This is a genomic window from Vagococcus hydrophili (genome assembly GCF_011304195.1).
Taxonomy (GTDB): domain Bacteria; phylum Bacillota; class Bacilli; order Lactobacillales; family Vagococcaceae; genus Vagococcus; species Vagococcus hydrophili.
This window is the reverse complement of record NZ_CP049887.1, coordinates 1,660,537-1,682,155: the sequence shown is the minus strand read 5'-3', so window position 1 is coordinate 1,682,155 and position 21,619 is coordinate 1,660,537. Positions and strand designations below refer to the sequence as shown.

Genomic DNA, 21,619 nt, shown 5'->3' with positions numbered 1-21,619 from the left:
ACCATATCGTGTGACATCGAAGTGACGAGAATAAAATTTGGCAATAAAAAATCTGTTTCTATAATAAGTTCTTTAACAATCTAACAAATAGCTAATCTTCTAATCCTACTAATTCTCGCTGTTTCCGATTGGATTCGTCAGCTACATGTTTAAAAACTGTTTTTGCTTCTTGAATAGTTCCATTTTCTAATAACTGCATAATACTTTGATTATACTTATCCACAATTTTTTTAACTTCTTCTTTTTCAGTCATAGATGCGTTCCTCCAATTGATTTCTTGTGTATTGTAAAAGTTCATTATTTAATCCATTGGTTTCCGCATAAAAATACCTACCAAATCATCAATTGAACTATTTTTATCAGTCTTACTTATTCCATAAACGAAAGGTTTTGTGGTTTATCAGGATGAGATTCTGCACTGTCAAAATCAGTTGTTTCTACATCATTAGAAACAATTTCTAAACAAAAATCATCTGCCCACAGTTCTCCCTCACCTTGCAATAAAAAACCAATGTTTAGTACTTCTGCTTCTTCACTAACATCTAAAACAGATGAATAATAATTCCAGTCGTTTGTTCCCACAATCGGTCTATTTTGCATATTATCAAATTTCAATTGCTCAAACTGTTTCCATCAATTCTAACCCAAAGACCTCCCCAACCATCAACCTCATTGGTTTTAAAATAACCACTAAATCTAATTCTCTTGTTAACATAATTTTTAGCGTTCACCTGCTGCATAACTGTTATAAAATCTTCAGTATATAAACTCTCTTTTCGACTTAGCTTCACTGATTTAGTCCCACTGTGAAAAATAGTATGATCCATAGTCACATCATATTTATCAAAATTACTACCAGAAACAAGCCAACCCTTAATCTTTAATTCATCCATCTCAAGTTCCCTCCTAAATAGTTTTTTAAACTGGACTCTGTACTGACGAGGAGGTAATTGGTAATGAAGCTTAAATGTTCTAGAAAAAGCTTCTTGGGAAGAAAAACCGCTAATCAAAGCAATATCAATGATTTTTAAATTACTATTTAATAAAAGTAATGACGCATTAGAGATACGTCTTTTTTGAATATATTTGTACACACCACAATTCAATTGCTTTTTAAAGACTCTTTGAAAATGAAATTTGGATAATCCAACTTCTTTAGAAAGACTTTCTAAAGAAATCTCCTGATACAAATTCTCTTCAATATACATTAACGCTTTTTGAATATCTACTGTGTAATCCAATATAATCACCTCGTCATGTGTTTATCTGTAAGCGGGAAGTAACCAAGTATATAGTCACATCTAACCTCCTCGGTTATTCTTAAGATACAAATAACGAGGAGGTTTTTCAATGATAGACAAACAAGAAATTGTTCCCGTTTCTTTACAACCGACACCGCCTAAAAGTGCCCCTACACCCAATCAAACCACGCAAAAAATTGCTTTACGAGTCAAACGAGATAATATGGATATTACGATTTACAATGGATGTAATAACTATATTCTTAACGCTGCATTGAAAGAGTTCAATCATGGTTCTTGATTATACGAAGATACAAACTATTTATATTGTTTGTGGTAAGACAGACTTAAGACGTGGGATTGATGGTCTGGCTTCAATTATCATGAATCAATATGAGTTAGATGTTTATTCGGATGCCTTATTTCTATTTTGTGGCAATCGTTCAGACCGGTTCAAAGCACTTTACTGGCAAGGGGATGGTTTTATTCTCCTGTATAAACGGTTTGAAAATGGAAAATTACAATGGCCTAGAAAACAAGAAGAAGTCAAAGAATTAACGCAACAACAACTCCGTTGGTTATTAGAAGGTTTATCCATCGAACAAAGAAAAAAGATATTAAAAGCTAAAACTGGATTTGTTTCTTAATTAGCCGTTTATAATGAAAATTATAGACGGTTTTTCGTCGTATTATTGATAGAATTAGCTATCATATCATGTGTGAATGGAGGTGTTACTTTTGACCGAGTTTGAAGAACGATTGTTAAAACAAAACGAAGCTTTAACTAATGAACTTAAACTTCTAAGAGAACAGAATCAATTTCTTTTAAATAAATTGTATGGACGTTCATCTGAAAAATCAATTGACCCTAATGGGCAATTAGATTTATTTGAAGAGGACTCGTCTTTTAATCTAGCAGAGACAACTGAAGAAAAAACCGTCTTTGAGGAAATTAACTATCAGCGGAAAAAGAAAAAAGGCTACAAAGCAGCCCTCACAAAAGATTTACCTATAAAAGAAGTTCATTGTCAGCTTGAAGGAGAAGACTGCACCTGTGATTGGTGTTGTTCTGATTTAAAAGATATTGGTAAATCTAAAATCCGTGAAGAAGTTATTTTTGTTCCTGCAAAGATGTATAAAAATGTGTACTACCAACATGCCTACGAATGCCCTAATTGTAAAAAAGATGGAGCTGATGCCATAAAAAAAGCCGTTGTTCCTAAACAACCAATCACTCATAGTTTGGCGTCTGCCTCTATCTTAGCTCACTTATTTCATCAAAAAATAGAAATGAGTTTGCCTTTTTATCGACAAGAAAAGGAGTGGGAATCTTATGGATTACGAGTGCCACGTAGAACACAAGCAAACTGGTTCATCACCTCATGTGAAAAATGGTTAACACCTATTTGGGAGGAGCTCAAAAAGAAACTAGTCAAAGAAGAGCTCATCCATGCGGATGAAACTTACTATAATGTTTTATCAAGTGAAAAAGAAAAGTCTTACTTTTGGCTCTTTCGAACCATCGAACAAGCAGAGTATCCAATTATTTTATATCATCATGACCTGAGTCGTAAAAGTAGTGTCGCTCAACAATTTTTAGCCGAATTCTCAGGCTATTTGCATTGTGACGGCTACTCGGCTTACAAATCGATTGAGAATACGACGTTAGTTAATTGTTGGGCTCACGTCCGAAGAAAATTCTTTGAAGCGAAAGATTCCTCTTCTAAAGATACTCCGGCAAGCCAAGGAGTTACCTATTGCGATCAACTCTTTCATATTGAAAAAGAAATGAAGGGATTAAGCCATCAAGAAAGATATGATTTACGGTTGGCAAAAAGCCAACCCATTCTTGATGAATTCTGGCAATGGATCGCTTCTTTCAGAGCTCTTCCAGGTTCGAAATTAGGAAAAGCGGTTAACTATGCGCTTAATATGAAGGCTGGTTTGATGAATTTTCTGGAGGATGGTCGATGTGCCTTATCAAATAATTTAGCTGAGCGAAGTATTCGCCCAACAACGATTGGCAGAAAAAATTGGCATTTTTCTGCGAGTGAACGGGGAGCAACAGCTAACGGAATCGCTTATTCTATCATCGAAACGGCTAAAGCTAATAACTTAGTTCCTGTGAAGTATTTAGAATATTTGTTTAAGCATCTTCCTAATTTAGAAGATAGTTCAAATTCTAAAGCACTTGAGGTTTATTTACCTTGGTCAGAACAGATTCAAGCTACGTGTCGATAAAATAAGGAGCCACTTGTCATATTATGACAGAGTGACGCCTTATTTGGCATATACTCGATTACTTCCCGCTTACCATACACTCATTATAGTATATGTTTACTTATATGTGTATTTGAATATTCAATTGAAAAAAATACTTAACTATACTTGTGAGTTAACACTCCGTATCATAAGTTAATGAGATTTTTTTAGAATTATTATTGGCTGTGCGTATCGTAAGTTGATGAGGTTATTAGTACTTAGTTCTTAATAACCATAAAATAATTGAATAAAAATATGCTGATATAATTTAATCTACCAACGCGATACAGTATATAACTTCTAATAATTAAACATTGGGTATAATCTAGTACAAGTAAAATCATTATCTTAAAGAAACATAAATCTTATAAACAGACTACCTTAAACACATCAACGATTAATTTAACTTTTAATATTTTAATAATGTTGCGATTCGTTTAAGGCAAGTTCATCTGTTAAAGTTCTATACAGATCATTTATCTAGTTTAATTTTTGAATTGTATACTTTAAATTCCTTTCTTCTATTTCTTTTTTCCATACCAAAATGTTTTTTTTAACATCTTTTTTACTCTTTAAATGAGAAAGCACATGTAAATCATTCAATAAATACAAAATAACTAGTATATCCTTAGACGTTTTTCTCTTTTCATCAACAGTTATATATTGAAATAGATTATAATTATTTGATTTTATATTGTCTTGACTGTGACTATCTCCATTTAGTACTAATCGATATACTAAATTTTCAAAGTAATCTTGAAGGTTAGTATCTATTTTAGATAATATTTCTTGATTTTCAGTAAGACCCGTTATCCCTTCTTTATATGTAAAAGTACCAAATGCCTCCAATAACTTTCTCATTGTATTACCAATACCTTGACTTTTTATTTCTTCTTCTTTTGTTAGTTCTTCTTTTTCTTCTTCTGTTAATTTCCCACTTTTTTCTTTCTTAACAGCAGCAAAATCATATACTTCTTCTAATAAATCAGTATATCCATCTTTTAAAGCACCTAACTTCAATTTATTATCTATTAATTCAAATTTATTAAGTTTACTTTTTTCTCCGTCTTTACTACAAGTTTTCATAATTTCATCTAATACCTTCGTTAAATCAAAATAAACTTGCCTATCATGAGTAAGTATTAAAGCTCTTGTGTTTTTATTTCCCATAATAAACCTTTTTAACATATATCTCAAATAAGATTGGATACCAATCCGATTTCCCACATCCAAGCTTGATATAGGATCATCTAATACTAAAAAGTACTCATCTTTATAACCATTTTTCTGTTCCTTATTACGTAAAATTTCCGCAAAATAATAACATATAGCAATTGCATTTCTTTCACCAATAGAAACTTTATCTGGAGACACTCTATTACCTCTCGAGATAAGATAATATTTACCATTGATATGCTCTACTAACAATCGATTTTCTGAAAAAAATATGTATTTCAATCCTCTATTAATTTGCTCCATCGCTATAGTCGTATTCGCTTTTAACAAATTTAATTTTTGCTTTTGCTTTCCTACTCGTAATATTAATCTATACAATCTAAAATAATTTTTCTCATTTTCTTCTTTTAAATATAATTGCTCTTCGTACTTCTTATATAGTTCTATAATATCATAGTGGGCAATTTTATTATTTATTTCAAATAATTCCTCTTTATATTTATCTATTTGAGTTCTACTTTGATTATATTGTATTCTTTCTTTTTCTAAACTATTTAAACTTTCATTTAACTTATTTAACTTGCCCAAGTAATCTGGTACATCTTCAAGTACTGGTGTGTAAGGGTGTTTAATTTTTTTTTTGATTAAATTGTTTATCTTTTCTAACTGTTCATTCAGAGCACACATATTTGCTTTACTTTCTTCTAACAATCTAGTATCTAATTTGTCATATTCATCAAAATCTATTTTTACTTCTCCAATTATCTGCTTTTCTAATTCATCTTTATGTCTATCTACCAACTCTGATAAAATATTTTTAACACTTTCAACTAAATCCTTTTTTAATTCACTATCAACTGATTGCGTACAATATAAACATATTACTTCTTTTTTATCAGAACTAAAATAATTTTCTATATCTCTTAAATGATCTTCTCCTCTATTTGCATTCTCTAAAAGCTTCAATAAAAATATTTCTCTTTTACTAATTTTAGGTTCCTCTAACTGCTCACACAATAAATTCATCAGTTTTAGATTATCTAGATTAATTTTTATAGGATTAACTACCTGATCAATTTTTTGAAAATCTTCTTTAATATCAAAATAATTTTTTTTTTTTCGATCAAAAGATAATATTAAGTCATCTCTACTACTATTGGGTTCTAAATTGATAAATTTTTTATATGTTTCTAACTTTTTTACTTGTGAGTCAATCTTCATTTCTTTTATTTGACTATCTCTACTGGCCCAACTACCTTTTCCTTTCAATTTTTGTTGAATATTATCTAAAATATGATCTGGAGATTTTGTATAATCATTTTTTAATTTTTCATAATTTTCTAATTTCACTAATCCTTCTTTTTTTAATTTCTCAGTCTCTCTTAGAATTTCATCTATCTTATTCTCCTCACCAAAAATAACTATTGTATCTAAACCATCATTTGACAGCTTTATATTCTTATCTATAAATTCTTCATTAAATACAAAAATTGATTCACTGATCAACCCTTCATTAGAACTATCTAAGCCAATTAACTTTGATATTTCTGCACTACCTTCCCCTGTTTTCACTTTGTTGATTGCCCTAGTAATTGTACTCTTACCAGAACCATTTCGTCCAAAAATTAACGAAGATCGTACCACTTGTTGTTCTTTTTTCGTAAAAAAATTTAAATCTGTTTCTTCTATAAAAATGGAATCCTTTATTCTTAATCCTACAATTTCTTCAATCATTTATTTTACTCCTCACATCGCAATAGTTTTTAAACAATAACAACTCAGTTAGCATCCAACTCGATTTCTACAAATAAGAATTAACAACTCATAGTTTGGCAAGTTATTTGCTTAAATTTTTAATCTAGTTATATCTTTATTCATTATCGTTCCTCCAAAAAAGTAATCATACACTCATTATAGTATATGATTACTTTGATTTGTATTTGAATATTCAATTAGAGAAATAATAACATAGTATTAAGTCTATCTTGTACGTTCTATCATAGATGTAAAACATCTTGTACTACTTCCTATTTTATTCTTAAAAGCGGTATAAAGATCATATGATCTAGCTTCTAATCTCTGATTCATCTTTTACCCGTTTAAATCTAATATCAGTATCAACCGCTTTAAAATGTTTCTCACCCGCAATAATTTTTGCTCGTTCATGAGGACGCAACTGTTCAAAGTTCACGTCTCCTTTTGTTTCAACTATAAAGTAAAGATGCTGCTCATTTTCTTCTTCATACAGCAATGCCCAGTCTGGATTATAAGGACCGAGCGGTGTACGAATCTTGAACCAATCTGGTAGCTTGATATAGAACTTAACATTATCATCCATCTCAGCTTTTCGGGCAAATTCTTTTTCAATACTTGAATCAGTTACAACGTAGTCATAAACGGTTTTATGTTTATTCTCATCAACTTTCACTGAATTACCTTTCTCGCCTAGGTAGGCATTCAAAGTTTCTGTGCTAAACAATATCTGTTCATACTCATCATCTATACGAGTATACTCAATCCCATCTACAATAAGTTGATTCTTAATTGCGTTAATAATTTTCGAAGCCTGGTTCATATATGACAATGGATTAGTCTTAAAGCTGTCCAGATTATCGACTGATTGTAAAATTGCAACTATTGTCTTACGAGTTAAACTTGTTTCATTCTGCAAGAAAGTAATAATATCTGGTAACTTGTATGCACCATTCGTTGTTGCTCGTACACTACTTTCATTAGATTCACCAGCCTTAACACCCGCCTGACTCATTTCAACCATTCCTTTCTTGTAAAGGTAAGTTCCCTTCCGAGTTTGGATAGAATTAACACTGTCAAATGACTCGTTACCGTTAGTCGCGAATTCAATTAACTTGTCTGAGTCGAAATCAATTTTATAAGTCGTCTTATACTTGATTTTGTTCCAAAGTTCCAAGAAGTCATCAGCCAAAGCTTCTTTTACAACTTTGACTTCAACTTTATCCTTAATATCCTTGATATCAAGGCTCTTAACCTTAGACTTAGCGACGTCCAAAATTTGAACTACCACTTCATTAAATTCTTCTGGCACCTCAATTTCCTGATCGGTAATCGCTTGTTTTAACTTATCAGTTGCCCGTCCTAAAGTTCCAATATATCCTTCATCTTTAAAGTAATTGAATAGTTGCTCAGACTTTTCTTTACCAAGAATTTCCATTTCTTCAGTCACTTCATCGTACTTAACAATGATGGTTGCAAAACTGTCTTTATTGAATACCCCAAAACTAACACCATCTTTTTCGTATTCTTTTTGCAGTCCTTCAGCAAAATCTTTATAACTTTCATTAGCCATAACTGTCAATGTGTTTACTGTAAATCCAGGTACACGTTCTCCATCTTCGTTAACTGCAATACGCAACCCACGACCAATCTTCTGTCGTTTGGTAATCGTATCTTTCGTTTCAATCAATGTTGCAATTTGGAAGACGTTTGGATTGTCCCACCCTTCCTTCAAGGCAGAATGAGAGAAAATAAAGCGAATTTTATTTGCTTTTGCTGTATTATTTTTTTCTTCATCATAAAAAGTTAGTAGACCTTCCTTGTTCTTCATAATCATTTCATATGTTGATTCATCAGCTTGTGTATCACCTTTGGTATTTTTCAATTTTCCTTTTTTATCAACTGAGAAATATCCATCATGCACTTCGCAAATCGGTACATTTACATCATTCAATTCTTTGTATTTCGACAAATTTATCAGACGCTCATATTCTTCTTCAAAAATACTCGCATAGCGTCCAAGATTAGAATTGCCATCCTCATCATAAATACGATAGTTTTCAACCTTATCTAGGAAAAATAAGCTCAAAACTTTTATCCGGTGTTTCGCCTTTTTGAATTGCAACTCTTTGTTCAAGTGTTCTTCAATAGTCTTAGCAATTTGAGCACGCTTCATTGCTTCATCTTCCAAGGTAGCTGATTCAAGAGTTATCTTTTCTGGGTTACCCGAAAATGTAACTGACTCAAAACCAGGTGTAGCATCAATATCTTGAATAAACCCCACTTCATCATAAACTTGAAGTTTGGTCTTTGTAAACATGTCATCACCAGCTTTGAAAGTAATAATCATTTTATCCGCATCACTACGGGTCTTTTTGTAAACTTCAATTCTGGCACTAATTCCATTCTTACCTGTTTTCACCTCAATCAATTTCAAATGTGCACGGTTGCCGTCTTCACCCATTTCAATGCCGGCTACTTCAATTTGTTTAACCAATTGATTGTCATACGCTTCCACCGCATCCAGTTGATAAATCTTCGGATAAGTAATATCACGATGGGTTGCTGAATAACGGAATCCAGCAGACGGATTAAGGCTTGATAGCGCAGCTTTTGCCAAATCCGTATTATCAACTGATTGTGGTTCATCTATAATAACAATTGGTCGCGTTTCGGCAATCAAGTCGATAGGGCGTGCACCAGAAAGTTGGTCATTTTCTCGATTGATGACGTTCGTATCCTTATTGAAAGACTGAATTGTCGTAACCATAATGTCAATAGTATTAGCTGATGCAAATGAATGTACTCGATCAAGTTTACTACTATCGAACATAAACAGGTCATAAATCACACCATTGTACTGGTTCTTAAAATAATCCTTTGTGATTTGATAAGTCTTAAGTACACCTTCCTTAATTGCAATACTCGGCACAACAATAACAAATTTTATAAATCCATATTGTTTGTTCAACTCTAGAATGGTTTTTAAGTAAACAAAGGTTTTACCAGTTCCGGTTTCCATCTCAATATTGAACTGAGGAAAGGAACTATTGTTCCCAAATAAAACATCACTAGGAACAATTCCATTGAGAATCTGTGTTTTATTGATGTTTTTCAACATCTGTTCTTCATTAATAATCACACGATTACCAACTCCGATACCATCACTGGAAAACAAAGTTCCTTGTGGACTGTCCTTCGTAATTGTAAAATTCGATTCTTTTATCGTTTGACCTTCAAACATCCGAACAGCGCTATTAACGGCATCTGTCTGATAATCAAGCGTGTCAAATTGTATTTTCAAGTGCCTTTATCTCCTTTATTTTAAATACTTAAAATATCGTTATAATCCACTCCACCTGTATTCAAAATCTCAATGGAATTCAACTTCTCACTGTCACTTATAAAGCCAGTATCTTGTAACACTATTGCAACGTCTTCCAGTGCTTCATTTTTTATGAACTCAACAATTTTTTTAGAAGCATTACTTGTAATATTTTTACCTAAAACAATAAACAACGAACCATATGCAATTTTATAGATATTAGCATCACCAACTATGATTTTTTCAATTGGCAATGTCAACTCTAACCCTTGCTTCAACATAATTTCAAAAACTAAATCGTCTTCAGTTGAACCCGCTTCAAGATTGTCTTGAATTGAATCAAACATAGTCACCAAATCCTCAGGGTCAGAATTCCACTTTTTGAGATTTGATCTTTCTAGTTCAAAAACTTTAAATCCAATATCAAGCTCCCCTGTTAAATCAGGATTTTTGTCTATTATCTTGTCTCCAGCCCGACGAATACGTTCTTCAGCGATTTCAGGAATTTTTCTATATCCTGCATTAAAAGCATCTGTCTTTTCAGCAATTACTTCTGGCAGTTGAACAAGTATATATTTCCTAAAACCTGCATCTTCTTTATTTATTTTCATCACAGCCTCAGCAACAGTTCCAGATCCAGAGAAAAAATCAAGCACTATCGCTTTTTTATCATTATTAGTAAAAAGTTTTAACATTCTTTCAATCAATTCAACTGGTTTCGGAGTGTCAAATGTTTTCTCACCCATCAAGCCATTCAACTCTCTTGTTGCATTAGTAGTATAGCCACCATTTTCCCACCAGCTTGTATCCGTTTTCCGAGATTTTATAGCATCCGTTAAGAAATATTTACGTTGTAAACCATTCTTTGTCCTAACAATCAATCCATCATCATATAATTTTTGCATTGTTTCCTTAGAGTATCTAAAATATCCCTCAACTCCCATAAATTCATAGTACGGGTTTCCTTTCTTAGCACCACCTGGTCCGTCCACTGGAGTACCCTTCCAGTCTCCACGAGAATCAGCATCTGGATTACTAAATCCCTCTAGCACTGGGTCTAATCCAACTTCAGAACGTTTATTAAATACAACATCAATATTTTTGGCGTAAAGTAAAATAAAATTATGATTTTGACTAATAATTTTGTCATTAGAAACAGACGCACGAGCCTTATGAGCAATTTGAGTAATCAAATTTTTCTTAAGTTTCCCTGTTCGTTATCATCAATACTAATAAAAATTACTCCATCTTTAGTCAATAAGTTACGAGCTAACTTTAATCTCGGATACATCATATTCAACCAATCCGTATGATACCGTCCACTGGTTTCCAAATTCGTTGCAAGTTTTTTTCCTGCCTCATTCGACTGACCAGTAGACTCTAAGTAATTATCAAGTGAATCAGAAAAACTGTCCTTATATACAAAATCACTTCCAGTGTTGTAAGGTGGATCCAAATATATAAGTTTTACTTTATTTGCATATGATTTCTGTAAAATCTTTAAGACTTCTAAGTTATCTCCTTCAATATAAAGATTTTTAGTTTCATCCCAATTCTTTGATTTTGATTTATTCGGCTTAAGCGTTGCAACTGTTGGTTGTTGTGCCAGTTGGATGGTCTTTTTTTTACCATTCCAATTAAAACTATAACGTTCTGATTCTGTCTCAACTTCATCTCCAAGAACCAAACGTAACTTATCAAAGTCAATTTTCTCCTCAGTTAGAACTTCAGGAAATAAATCCTTCATTTTTTCAATATTTTGTTCAGTGATATTAAGCGAACTAGAAGACACTTCTTCTAATAGTTGGTTATTTCTTTCTTTCATCATAGATTGATGTTCCTTTCTTAGCTTTTCAAACGTATTTATTGATTTAGCTTACTTGAAAGTTCATCTTTCAAGTTTTTCAACTTCATCTGCATATCAATCTTACGATTCAACTGATTTTCCTTTTTGATTGAATTTCGCAAATCCTCAATTTGTTTTTTCAAATTATCCAGCTGGTCTTTCTCTTCAGCAGTGATACTACCAATATTTTCATCATATTGTAACTTAGCTGTTGCTGAAATAATCTCATTACGTAGTCCGTCATAAAACGTCTTAAAGTTCTGTCTTGGTAAGTCAATCAAAGTAAGTTGTTGCAAGACGTTCTCAAGATCTCTTTTTTGATAAACTGGTGATGGATATATATTTACTAACTTCAAGAAATCTTCTGAATTTCTTTCAAAACGACCAGTATAGATAGTAAAGCAGTCTGATTCCTCAAAAAGAATTACTAATGGATATGGAATTAAATGTGTCAATATTTTATAGATTTTATTCGATTCACCTTTATCCTTCATTTCCACATAAAGAAATTGAATTTCTTGGTAGAGAACCTTATCATCTTCATACACTTCAATACGTGTATTTTCAGTTTTGAGACTAGCCAACAAATAGATACTTTGAACAAAATTTTGTAAAAATTGTTTATCCTTAGTATTTTTCATATGAGAATATATTTGTTTTTTTGGCAAATTACGATTGATTATCGTAGCACTTGGAAAACCCCACCATTTTATTATGTCATTCGTGTCCAAATTAGCTCACCTACCTAATAATCAAAAATGAAATTAACTCAACATCATCCAAATCGTCCAACAGTTCAGTTTGTATACTAGTACCCCCAGGTGAGAATAATGAGCCCATTCCTACTTCATCTTGTTTACCACGAATCGCTTCAATCGCCTTACTCAAGATTTCAGAATAAGTACTCATATATTTCCCTCCATTCGTTTCCGCATAGAATTCATCTACAAGAGGTTGATTAACAGTCTTTTTTCCAACTGTTAATTTTTTAAAGAAATCTAATACTTGTTTGGAATACATGTAATTAATTTTAACTGTTCCATCCATGCGCATATAAATAACAATATAAGGTAAGATACTATTTTCTTGCCTTAAGTCATTAGTTTGCTGTTTTAACGTTAATATAACACCTGGTTCAGCTTCAGGAAAATTAGTATTATCAGTGATAGCGTACATACCAAGTGGTGCCTCATTCAACAACTTCTCATGTTCCTTCAAAGCATTCTGCAAATCTGCTTTAAAATCATTAAATGTCATATCTGTGATAGAAATTGCACCATTCACTTCTTCTAAATCAATAACTTGTTTTTGTAATTGCTCTAATTGTTTCTTACGATACTTTAAGTCATTCATTTCTTTGTTGGAATTAATATTCAACAAGTCATCCTCACCAGTCGCTGCTGTGTTTAACATAACCATTCGTCCTTTGACGCGCTGTTCCAAGTTCAGATAAGTATCCAAATCAACATTTGGCCAGAAATTTACCAACTGAATTTGTTTATTGCGAGAACCGATACGATCAATACGCCCGAAACGTTGAATAACCCGAACTGGATTCCAATGAATATCATAATTGATTAAATAATCTGCATCCTGCAAATTTTGACCTTCGGAAATGGTATCTGTAGCAATCAATAAATCAATTTCTTCTACGGCATTCGGATTAATCTGGTCTCGTCCCTTTGAAAGTGGTGAAAAGTTAGTCAATATATCATTCATATCACTAACTGCTACATCCTTCATGTTTGTTTTGTTAGACGTTGAACCTCCAGTAACCAAAGCAGAATTCAGACTATACACTCGTTTCACTTTATCAACTAAATTCTCATATAGATAATTAGCTGTGTCTGCATAAGCTGTGAATATAATAACTTTCTTGTTATTGCTATTGACTTGATTCTCATACTTATTTTTTAGAACCTTCATTAAGTCCATCAGCTTAGCATCTTTTTCAGGTGTAACCTGATGTGTAGCTTCCTGTAATTCCTTCAATATTTTCAAATCTTCATTTAATGATTGTTTCCATTTCAGTAAGTCCATGTCACCAATTAATATCTTGGTTTTCGTTCCCACCGCTTGTTCATCAAAGGTACTTTCCAGATCCTCATCGTCAATATCCGTAATACTTGGCTTCTCTATATGGCCGGATTGTTGTTCACTAATACGGTCAAGTATGCTTTTGATTCCAGTAACCATTCGATCAATTGTCAAACCAAAAGAATAAATTGAACTTTCTAATCGCTTAAACAGGTTCGCACGAATTAGCTTAGATAAGGCTTTTTCACGATCTAATTGTCTAAACGAAGATTTACCTTCTTTCACCTTCGTATCATACAGTTCCTCATAATATCTACGTTTATTAGGAAGCACATATTGTAAAGGCTGATACATTGCCATATTTAAGTAACCAATTGAGTCATATACAGTTTGCAGGTCAGGGAATTTTCCTGATGCATCAATATCAGATTTCTTGGTAATTGGACTTAATCGTTCAGGAAATTCTCCCAGTGAAGTAGTATCATAGTATTTTTCAATGTGTTTCCGGCTACGTGCAATTGTCAGCATATCTAGTAATTTAAAATAATCTGGATTCACTCTATCAAGGAAGTTCTGAGTAGTTCGTTCATTTTCTTTAAGTTCCATCCACTGATTAAATGCTTGTTGTGCTAAACGTAAAGTTGTATCAATATCCTCAACACCATGTTTAGACAAGCCATCTGTTTTACCTTCTGTAATAAAACCAATCTGATTTTTCAAATCATTCATTCGATTATTAATTGGTGTAGCTGAAAGCATCAATACTTTTGTTTTCCGACCTTTCTGAATGACGTCTTCCATCAGCCGTTGATAACGTGTTTTAGTTTCGCGATTAACACTTGTATCATTATTACGGAAATTGTGTGATTCATCTATGACAACCAAATCGAAATCAGACCATAATAGAGTATTCAAATTAATACCGTCACTCTCACCTTTATAACGACTAAGGTCAGTATGATTTAAAACCGTATAATGAAAGTAATCATCCATTAAAACATTCCGTACATCTGGACGAGTATAAAGAGTCCAGTTATCTCGTAGACGTTTGGGCGCGAGAACCAGTACTCGTTTACGTTGTAGTTCAAAATACTTAATAACTGCTAATGCCGAGAATGTCTTACCTAACCCAACTGAATCAGCAAGGATTGCACCATTATATTTTTCTAGTTTACGTATCAATCCCATCACACCATCTTTTTGGAATTGGTAGAGTTTATTCCAAATGATTGAGTCTTTAAATCCTGATCCGTCTGGAGCTATATCTTGTTCATCTAGTTCACTTAGTTTGTCATGGAAAATATGGTACAGTGATATAAAATAAATCCATTCTGGTGAATTTTCCTGATAGATTGTTCTTACCTTCTCAAGAACCTTATTAGTAATTTCCCTTGATTTTTTAGGATCGTTCCAAACATTATCAAAGTCAGCTTTAATTCCTTTGAAATAGTTAGGATCAGCTCCTTCAATTGCTGTCATTGATGAAACACTATTTGACTCTGTAATTCCAAGACCATCTGAAGTAAACTTAAACATTGCTGGAACAACTAAGCTAGATTCATTGTCATTGTTCTCAATCAATAATGCATCTAAAGCACTTTGGTTTGGTCCAAGCTGATGAACCTTAACCTTCTCCTCGATTAGCCGCGCTGTTTCGCGAGCAATAAAAGCGGTGTTCATCTTGTTTTTGAGCTTGATTTCATATTTATTTCCAGAAATGTTTTCTTCGTTTTGCGCAATTTCATAACGCTTCAAAAAACTAGTTTCTTCTTTTTCCAAGAAAGTTTTGGTCAGAACCAAACGTAATTCTTTTGAACGCTTAATTTCCTTTTGTAATGAGTGGAATGCAAAAATTGAAAAGGCAGCTGTTTGAATACTGATTTTTGAATGTTTTGTTACTTTATCACTTATTAATTTTTCTAGGGTATTATCCCCCTTATTATCTATCAACTTTATTTTCATGAGTATCTCCTAAGATTTTCAAAGCTTATAATTAGCTTTTTATCCTGTAGTAATTTTAATGTCAATAACTTTATAAATATTGCTTTATCACATATCCCTCTATAGCTTACTAAAATTTATAATAATTATAGTATATCATGAAAAAAATATATTTTACAAAAGTATGTAATAATCAATTTGAAAACTAGTTAGTGGTTTTACACCTTTCACTTTACTATATTTTTCTTATAGACTTTCATACTAATTCTTTTATGATACGCACCTACATAACACGCCCTCTAGCGATTATTTATATCTAGAGGGCCGTTATGTTAGCCATTACTTTCAAAACGATTAGAGCACTATTTTAAGCACTCCTTTAAACACATCGAGTAGGAGAATAACCATGTTTGATTATTCGTCCTCTCACACCACCGTACGTACTGATCCGTATACGGCGGTTCAATTTTAAATTAACTATGTACTTTACTATAATGTTCTACACAAGAGATTAGTCCTAATTCGGCTACTCTCTTATTTGTCATCGTGGTAGTCATGACCCATGAATAAGCTATCCTCACTACGCCTTTACTTGTATGACTGTATTTATAAGCAGTATATTTATCCATACCTAGTTTTATTAAATTCTTTCTTCTATTTTGAGCGGTTTTCCATTGTTTCCATAAACACATTCTCACTCGGAAACGTAGATGAGATTCTATCTTCGATAGATTTTTCTTCATTTTTCCAATCTTAAAATAGTTAATCCAACCTAATATCACTTGATTCAATCGTTTAATTTTATCCTCGATACTGACACTCCAATTTTTACGTGTCAGCCTTTTTAATTTAAACTTAAAGCTTTCAACTGATGCTTGATGTGGTCTAGCTTGATAGCCATCCTTTCCTTTATAAAAAGAAAAACCTAAATACTTCAACTCTGAGTCTCCAGCTTTAATTATTTTGGATTTTGTGACGTTCACAATTAGTCCTAATTTCTCTTCGATAAATTTTGTTACTGAGCGCATGACTCTTCTCGCTGACATTTCACTTTTCACCATAATTAAACAGTCATCTGCATATCTGACAAAATGAAGCTGTCTTGCTTCAAGTTCTTTATCCAATTCATTTAACATAATATTACTTAGTAGAGGAGATAAATTACCGCCCTGTGGTGTACCTATATCCGTTGGCTTAACTTGTCCGTTGACTTGTACACCACTAACTAAAAATTTTCTAATCAGAGAAATGACATCACCATCTTTTATCACTCGTGAGATTAAATTCATTAATCTATCATGATTCACAGTATCAAAGAATCTCTCCAAATCAATATCTACAACCCATTCATAGCCTTCGTTAAAGTAATCCAACGATTGTTGGATGGCCATTTCAGCTTGTTTGTTAGGCCTAAATCCATAGCTATATGGACTGAACTCCTTATCAAACTTGGGGGAAATCACTTGAGATATAGCTTGCTGTATCACACGATCTTTTACTGTTGGTATACCTAAAAGTCGGACACCACCAGTTGGCTTCGGTATTTCTACTCTTAAAACGGGGGATGGTTTATACTTTCTGTTTCTGATTTGGGTGACTATTTCTTTTCTATTAGACGTTATATAACTCGCCGTTTCTTCAATAGTCATACCATCCACACCTTCGGCACCTTTATTTCGTCTGACTTGCTTAAATGCTTGATTCAGATTCTTTCTATCCACGATTTGTTCTAAAACTGTTTCTGTGTACATAGTTGTTATTTCCTTTCAATTCTGTAAAGTCGGTATCTACTTTAAAACTTTTCGTCAGTAGTCTATTTCCTCTTCCAGTGATTAATTTTTGATAACATTAAAATTGTTCAGCCCTTCGCTCTAGTTAACTTTCACTAACCGTCTTCACTACTACGGCTTCTGCTGACTTCTCATATCTCAGCCTTATGTTGCCATAAGATTTTGGGATAAGATGATGAGACCTCCCCAGTTAAGGTGCGAACTCTTTCACTCCATCTATCTGCCACATATACTCCATACGATTATTTCAATAGTTATCGGACTTTAACTTCTTTTGCAGTTTTATCCTCGTATGTAGCCTCCTATGTGATTTCTATTCGTCAGACCAGAGTTTTACCTAGAGCTTCCTTCAGATTCCACGTCACCATGGACACCCTTGCTTTCGGCTATACACTTACCACTATTAGGTCGTGTTAGGGACTTTCACCCGTTAGAGTTCGCCCATGCTGGGCGAACAAAAAAGAGAAAAACCATCACTTTTCTAATGTTTTCTCTCTTTAATTTCATTTAATTATTTTGTTCAAAATACAGAAATCGACCCCGAATAGCTTTCTTCTTTTAACTTTTAATCCTTTTTCTTAATAACAGTCAATAAAAAAGCCCCAGTAGCTCCTAATATAGTTATGGCAGCTTCGCTTTTCTCTTTTACTGATTTTTTATGATGGCTACAGAAAACACCTTTTTCTCCTGGTATCTCTTTTTGACATTTAGGATACTTACAAACTTTCTTCTTCGATCCGTTCATTTCCTTCTTCTCCAATCTCTATCGGTTTATTTATGATTAATGATTCTATTTTTTCTGATACTTTTTGTGATATCTCTAAAAATTGTCCATCATCTTCTTTTCGATGATTATCAATTAACCATGCAATAGAACGATTGTCTTTGGTCTTATCACTTAATAAGGTTTGATCAACAAATGCCTTATAATTTCTAAGGCTTGTTGATATTGCTTTCGCTTCACCTAATGTTGTATATGCTACTACGTTCAGTTGAACCGATGCATTTAGATAACTTAATGATTCTGTTAAATGTTTTTCTAACCTAATTATATCTTTTGTTTTTGTCTTATCGTCGATTAGTTCTAATGAATTTCTATGAATTGAAAACATTAATTTTCCAATCGTTTCATTATTCAAGTTTATTGCTGAAGACAATAAGTTTTTCCTAATCGTTTCATCGGATACGGACATTCCTTCTAACACCATTTGTCTAGAACTAATGAATCCTGCATACCTGTCATCATATTGACCTTGTTCCACTCTAGTAACTGCTTGAGTTAGTGTTTGTATCTGTTCTGATATTTCTTTCAATTGATATTGAACTGCTGCTAACTGCGGTAGCATACCTAGATCAGTCGTTACCTTTTCTTTTAAAGTTACAAAACTTTGGCTTCTTCCAGTTGCCGCATCTTTAATTATTGCATATGTTTCTCCTGTTTTAGCTCTTACGCCTAATTTCCACTCACCACTAGCCAATTTTTCTTTTGCTACTTTAGACAAATCTGCTACATAGTCAGCTTCTTGACTATCCAATAGATTTTTTAATTCTCCTAATGTTGAGGTATTTCCCACAATCATATTAGTAAACTTATTCAATATCTTACTATTTACTTGAGCATTAGCTACTTCTTGCAAACCGCTTAACGAAAAAGCTTCAAAATTATAATCATATAGCCCGTTATCTGTTACATCGATTACTAACTCTGATTCATTTGGTATTATTATATCAAATTCATTCACAATACTTTCCTCCTAATCTAAATAACCTCATCATTTATGATAAGGTTCTCCCTTTATTATCCTAAAACATCGATAAACTTGCTCCGTCAAAATCAGTCGCATCAATTGGTGAGGATACGTCAATCTCCCAAATGATATCTGCGCGTCACTTCTCTTCATCACTTCATCAGACAATCCCAATGACCCACCAATTACAAAAGCAAAAGAACTGGTTCCTCTTGTACTCAAATAATCAATCTGCTCTGCAAAACCTTCTGAAGTGATTTCTTTTCCTTGAATCGCTAGCGCAAATAAGTAGTCACCATCCGAAATTTTCGATAGGATTTTTTGTCCTTCCTTCTCTTTAACTTGTAGTATCTCTGTGTCACTTAGATTTTCTGGGGCTTTTTCGTCAGGGACTTCGATTATTTCGAATTTACAGTATTTTCCTAGTCTTTTTTGGTATTCTGCGATGCCTTGTTTTAAATATTTCTCTTTTAATTTACCAACAGCGATTATTTTTATTTTCATTTAATTCGTCCTTTGCTTCTATTTAAAAGTTATCCACACTTATCCACAGAGTTACGCACAGATAAACAGCTGTAAATAAAGTTATTCACTCTCTTATCCCCATCCATGTGGGTAAGTCATGTGGAAAAACTTTTACATTTCGTTCTTTATTTTCTCATTTTTTCCGAATAAATTCATTCTTTTTCTTAAAAAAATTGAAATTGATCCCAAGTTCTTCACTTTTTATTCAAAATTGAAGGTTAGACTTATTACATCAAACAAAATATAATGTTTATATACGAGAACCCAAAAGGAGGAAAGGTGTTTTTACACCGAACATAATGAGAAAAGACGTAACCCCAGAAACTAAAGAGACAAGAAAAGATACAAATCAAGAAAAGGTCTTAAAACATCCTAAGCCTAAAAAGAACAATGCTTACTTCAAACAAATCGGTGTTTCCCTACTAGCAGGTGCTTTAGGTGGCCTACTTGTTGTCGGAGGATACACTGTTATTAATAAAGATAATAATGCCAACACTTCAACTTCACACACCTTATCAAAAGAAGAAGTGAACGATACAGGTAAAACCAAAGTACAAAACACTAAATCAACTGTTAATAATGATGTGACAGGTGCGGTTAAAAAAATGGATAATGCGGTTGTTTCTGTCACAACCATGAAAAAACAACAATCTGAACTTTCTGATTTAGAAAGAATATTTGGACCTTCTGAAGGAAGTAAAGATGATGGCAAACTAGCTGAAGCAAGTGAAGGTAGTGGCGTTATTTACCGTAAAGACGGGGACAAAGCATACATCGTTACTAACAATCACGTGGTCACAGGCTCTGACGCTGTTAATATCACCTTTAGTAACGGTAAAAAAGCCGAAGCAAAAGTCGTTGGAACAGACGTTTATAGTGACTTAGCTGTTCTTGAAATTTCATCAAAAGACGTAACAAATGTTGCTGAATTTGCTGATTCAAACGAGGTTCAAGTTGGAGAAGCTGCCCTTGCAATGGGATCTCCACTGGGGTCATCATTCTCTAACTCAGTTTCTCAAGGGATTGTATCTGCTAAAGACCGTATGATTACAAACCAAGCTGAAGATGGTTCCGTTATTAGTAGTAACGCCATTCAAACAGATGCCGCTATTAACCCAGGTAACTCTGGTGGGGCTTTAGTTAACTCAAGTGGACAAGTTATTGGGATCAACTCAAGTAAGATTGCACAAGCAGCTTCAGGCGTTTCTGCAGAAGGTATGGGCTTTGCGATTCCAAGTAACGATGTCGTGAAAATCATCAACCAATTAGAAACAGGAAAACCAGTTGCTCGTCCAATGTTAGGCGTTTCAATGATTGACCTAAATAGAATCAGTGCTGAAGAACGAGAAAGTGTTCTAAAAATTAAAGGCGATGAAATAACTAATGGTGTCGTTGTCGGTTCTGTGGAAAAAGGGACTCCTGCTGAAAAAGGCGGATTGAAAAAATATGATGTCATTACACAATTAGATGGCAAAGACATTGCTAACCGTGCTGAGTTACAATCTAAACTCTACAACAAAAAAATTGGTGATGATATGGAAATCACTTACTACCGCAATGGTAAAAAAGAATCTACAAAAGTAAAACTAGACCAAGACTCTAGTAAATTATTAGAACAACAACAGAAAAAAGAAAAAACATTAGAAAATAGCAGTTATCAACAATAGAGGCTATAAAAAAAGCGCTCAACTTCAAGAGATAAAAAGGAAATCATGAAAATTGCTTCTCAAATTTTTGTGATTTTCGGTTTATCTCCGTAGAACTTGCTTTTTTTATGCCGTTTAGAAGCCAAAAAAAGCAGATTCCTTGAAATTGGAATCTGCTTTTTTACTCACTCTGATGTAGTCCGGAATAAAAAGACTGCTCCCGCGACAACTTCAAAACTACAAATAAATCCAAAAAGCGGATTTTTTTGTAGTTCCTCCAGTTGCTTGGAGCAAAACGATTTTTTCACCACTCTGATCTAGTCTGGATTC

The 21,619-nt window shown here is 33.1% G+C and carries 17 protein-coding genes; 4 read left to right on the top strand and 13 right to left on the bottom strand.

Features of this window, described 5'->3' with window-relative positions:
• Positions 1-91 precede the first annotated feature (91 nt).
• The 3 genes from G7082_RS08410 to G7082_RS08405 form a co-directional block, all read right to left on the bottom strand.
• On the bottom strand, positions 92-253 hold the full coding sequence (locus tag G7082_RS08410) for a hypothetical protein (protein ID WP_166034658.1): 162 nt from the start codon (positions 251-253) through the stop codon (positions 92-94).
• 116 nt (positions 254-369) lie between these two features.
• Positions 370-615 carry a hypothetical protein gene (locus G7082_RS15040; RefSeq protein ID WP_238842632.1) on the bottom strand — a complete coding sequence of 82 codons (246 nt, stop codon included), beginning with the start codon at positions 613-615 and terminating at the stop codon, positions 370-372.
• A complete protein-coding gene (locus tag G7082_RS08405; RefSeq protein ID WP_238842631.1) occupies positions 612-1,241 on the bottom strand; it encodes a helix-turn-helix domain-containing protein in 630 nt (209 codons plus the stop codon). Before G7082_RS08405 ends, G7082_RS15040 begins: the two co-directional genes overlap by 4 nt.
• A 109-nt stretch (positions 1,242-1,350) precedes the next feature.
• Between G7082_RS08405 and G7082_RS08400 the strand changes: the two genes are divergently transcribed.
• The 3 genes from G7082_RS08400 to tnpC all read left to right on the top strand — a co-directional run bounded on the left by G7082_RS08400 (position 1,351) and on the right by tnpC (position 3,482).
• Positions 1,351-1,542 (top strand): hypothetical protein, encoded by a 192-nt coding sequence (locus G7082_RS08400; RefSeq protein ID WP_166033528.1) that lies wholly within the window; start codon positions 1,351-1,353, stop codon positions 1,540-1,542.
• Positions 1,532-1,888 carry an IS66 family insertion sequence element accessory protein TnpB gene (tnpB, locus tag G7082_RS08395; protein ID WP_166033529.1) on the top strand — a complete coding sequence of 119 codons (357 nt, stop codon included), beginning with the start codon at positions 1,532-1,534 and terminating at the stop codon, positions 1,886-1,888. Before G7082_RS08400 ends, tnpB begins: the two co-directional genes overlap by 11 nt.
• 91 nt (positions 1,889-1,979) lie before the next feature.
• A complete protein-coding gene (tnpC, locus tag G7082_RS08390; protein WP_166033530.1) occupies positions 1,980-3,482 on the top strand; it encodes an IS66 family transposase in 1,503 nt (500 codons plus the stop codon).
• A gap of 501 nt (positions 3,483-3,983) precedes the next feature.
• Here the strand turns inward: tnpC and G7082_RS08385 are convergent.
• The 10 genes from G7082_RS08385 to rlmH form a co-directional block, all read right to left on the bottom strand.
• Entirely contained in the window at positions 3,984-6,413 is a 2,430-nt protein-coding gene (locus G7082_RS08385; RefSeq protein WP_166034657.1) for an AAA family ATPase, read from the bottom strand.
• A gap of 331 nt (positions 6,414-6,744) precedes the next feature.
• Positions 6,745-9,735, bottom strand: coding sequence for a restriction endonuclease (locus tag G7082_RS08380; protein WP_166034656.1), 2,991 nt, complete (start codon positions 9,733-9,735; stop codon positions 6,745-6,747).
• Positions 9,736-9,755: 20 nt separating this feature from the next.
• Positions 9,756-10,949 carry a DNA methyltransferase gene (locus tag G7082_RS08375; RefSeq protein WP_420825008.1) on the bottom strand — a complete coding sequence of 398 codons (1,194 nt, stop codon included), beginning with the start codon at positions 10,947-10,949 and terminating at the stop codon, positions 9,756-9,758.
• Positions 10,946-11,584, bottom strand: coding sequence for a DNA methyltransferase (locus G7082_RS15230; RefSeq protein ID WP_420825007.1), 639 nt, complete (start codon positions 11,582-11,584; stop codon positions 10,946-10,948). The genes G7082_RS08375 and G7082_RS15230 overlap by 4 nt, the downstream gene beginning before the upstream one ends.
• 35 nt (positions 11,585-11,619) lie before the next feature.
• A complete protein-coding gene (locus G7082_RS08370; RefSeq protein WP_238842630.1) occupies positions 11,620-12,243 on the bottom strand; it encodes a DUF4391 domain-containing protein in 624 nt (207 codons plus the stop codon).
• 100 nt (positions 12,244-12,343) lie between these two features.
• Entirely contained in the window at positions 12,344-15,601 is a 3,258-nt protein-coding gene (locus G7082_RS08365; protein ID WP_166034654.1) for a helicase-related protein, read from the bottom strand.
• A 452-nt stretch (positions 15,602-16,053) separates the two neighbouring features.
• Positions 16,054-17,331, bottom strand: a complete 1,278-nt coding sequence (ltrA, locus tag G7082_RS08360) for a group II intron reverse transcriptase/maturase (RefSeq protein ID WP_166033354.1) — start codon at positions 17,329-17,331, stop codon at positions 16,054-16,056.
• Between the two features lie 604 nt (positions 17,332-17,935).
• Positions 17,936-18,115, bottom strand: coding sequence for a hypothetical protein (locus G7082_RS08355; RefSeq protein WP_166034653.1), 180 nt, complete (start codon positions 18,113-18,115; stop codon positions 17,936-17,938).
• Positions 18,087-19,112 carry a hypothetical protein gene (locus G7082_RS08350; protein ID WP_166034652.1) on the bottom strand — a complete coding sequence of 342 codons (1,026 nt, stop codon included), beginning with the start codon at positions 19,110-19,112 and terminating at the stop codon, positions 18,087-18,089. The genes G7082_RS08355 and G7082_RS08350 overlap by 29 nt, the downstream gene beginning before the upstream one ends.
• Positions 19,113-19,142: 30 nt before the next feature.
• Positions 19,143-19,622, bottom strand: coding sequence for a 23S rRNA (pseudouridine(1915)-N(3))-methyltransferase RlmH (gene rlmH / locus G7082_RS08345; RefSeq protein WP_166034651.1), 480 nt, complete (start codon positions 19,620-19,622; stop codon positions 19,143-19,145).
• Positions 19,623-19,942: 320 nt separating this feature from the next.
• Here rlmH and G7082_RS08340 point away from each other — a divergent pair, with 320 nt between their 5' ends.
• Positions 19,943-21,310, top strand: a complete 1,368-nt coding sequence (locus G7082_RS08340; protein WP_166034650.1) for a S1C family serine protease — start codon at positions 19,943-19,945, stop codon at positions 21,308-21,310.
• Positions 21,311-21,619 lie beyond the last annotated feature (309 nt).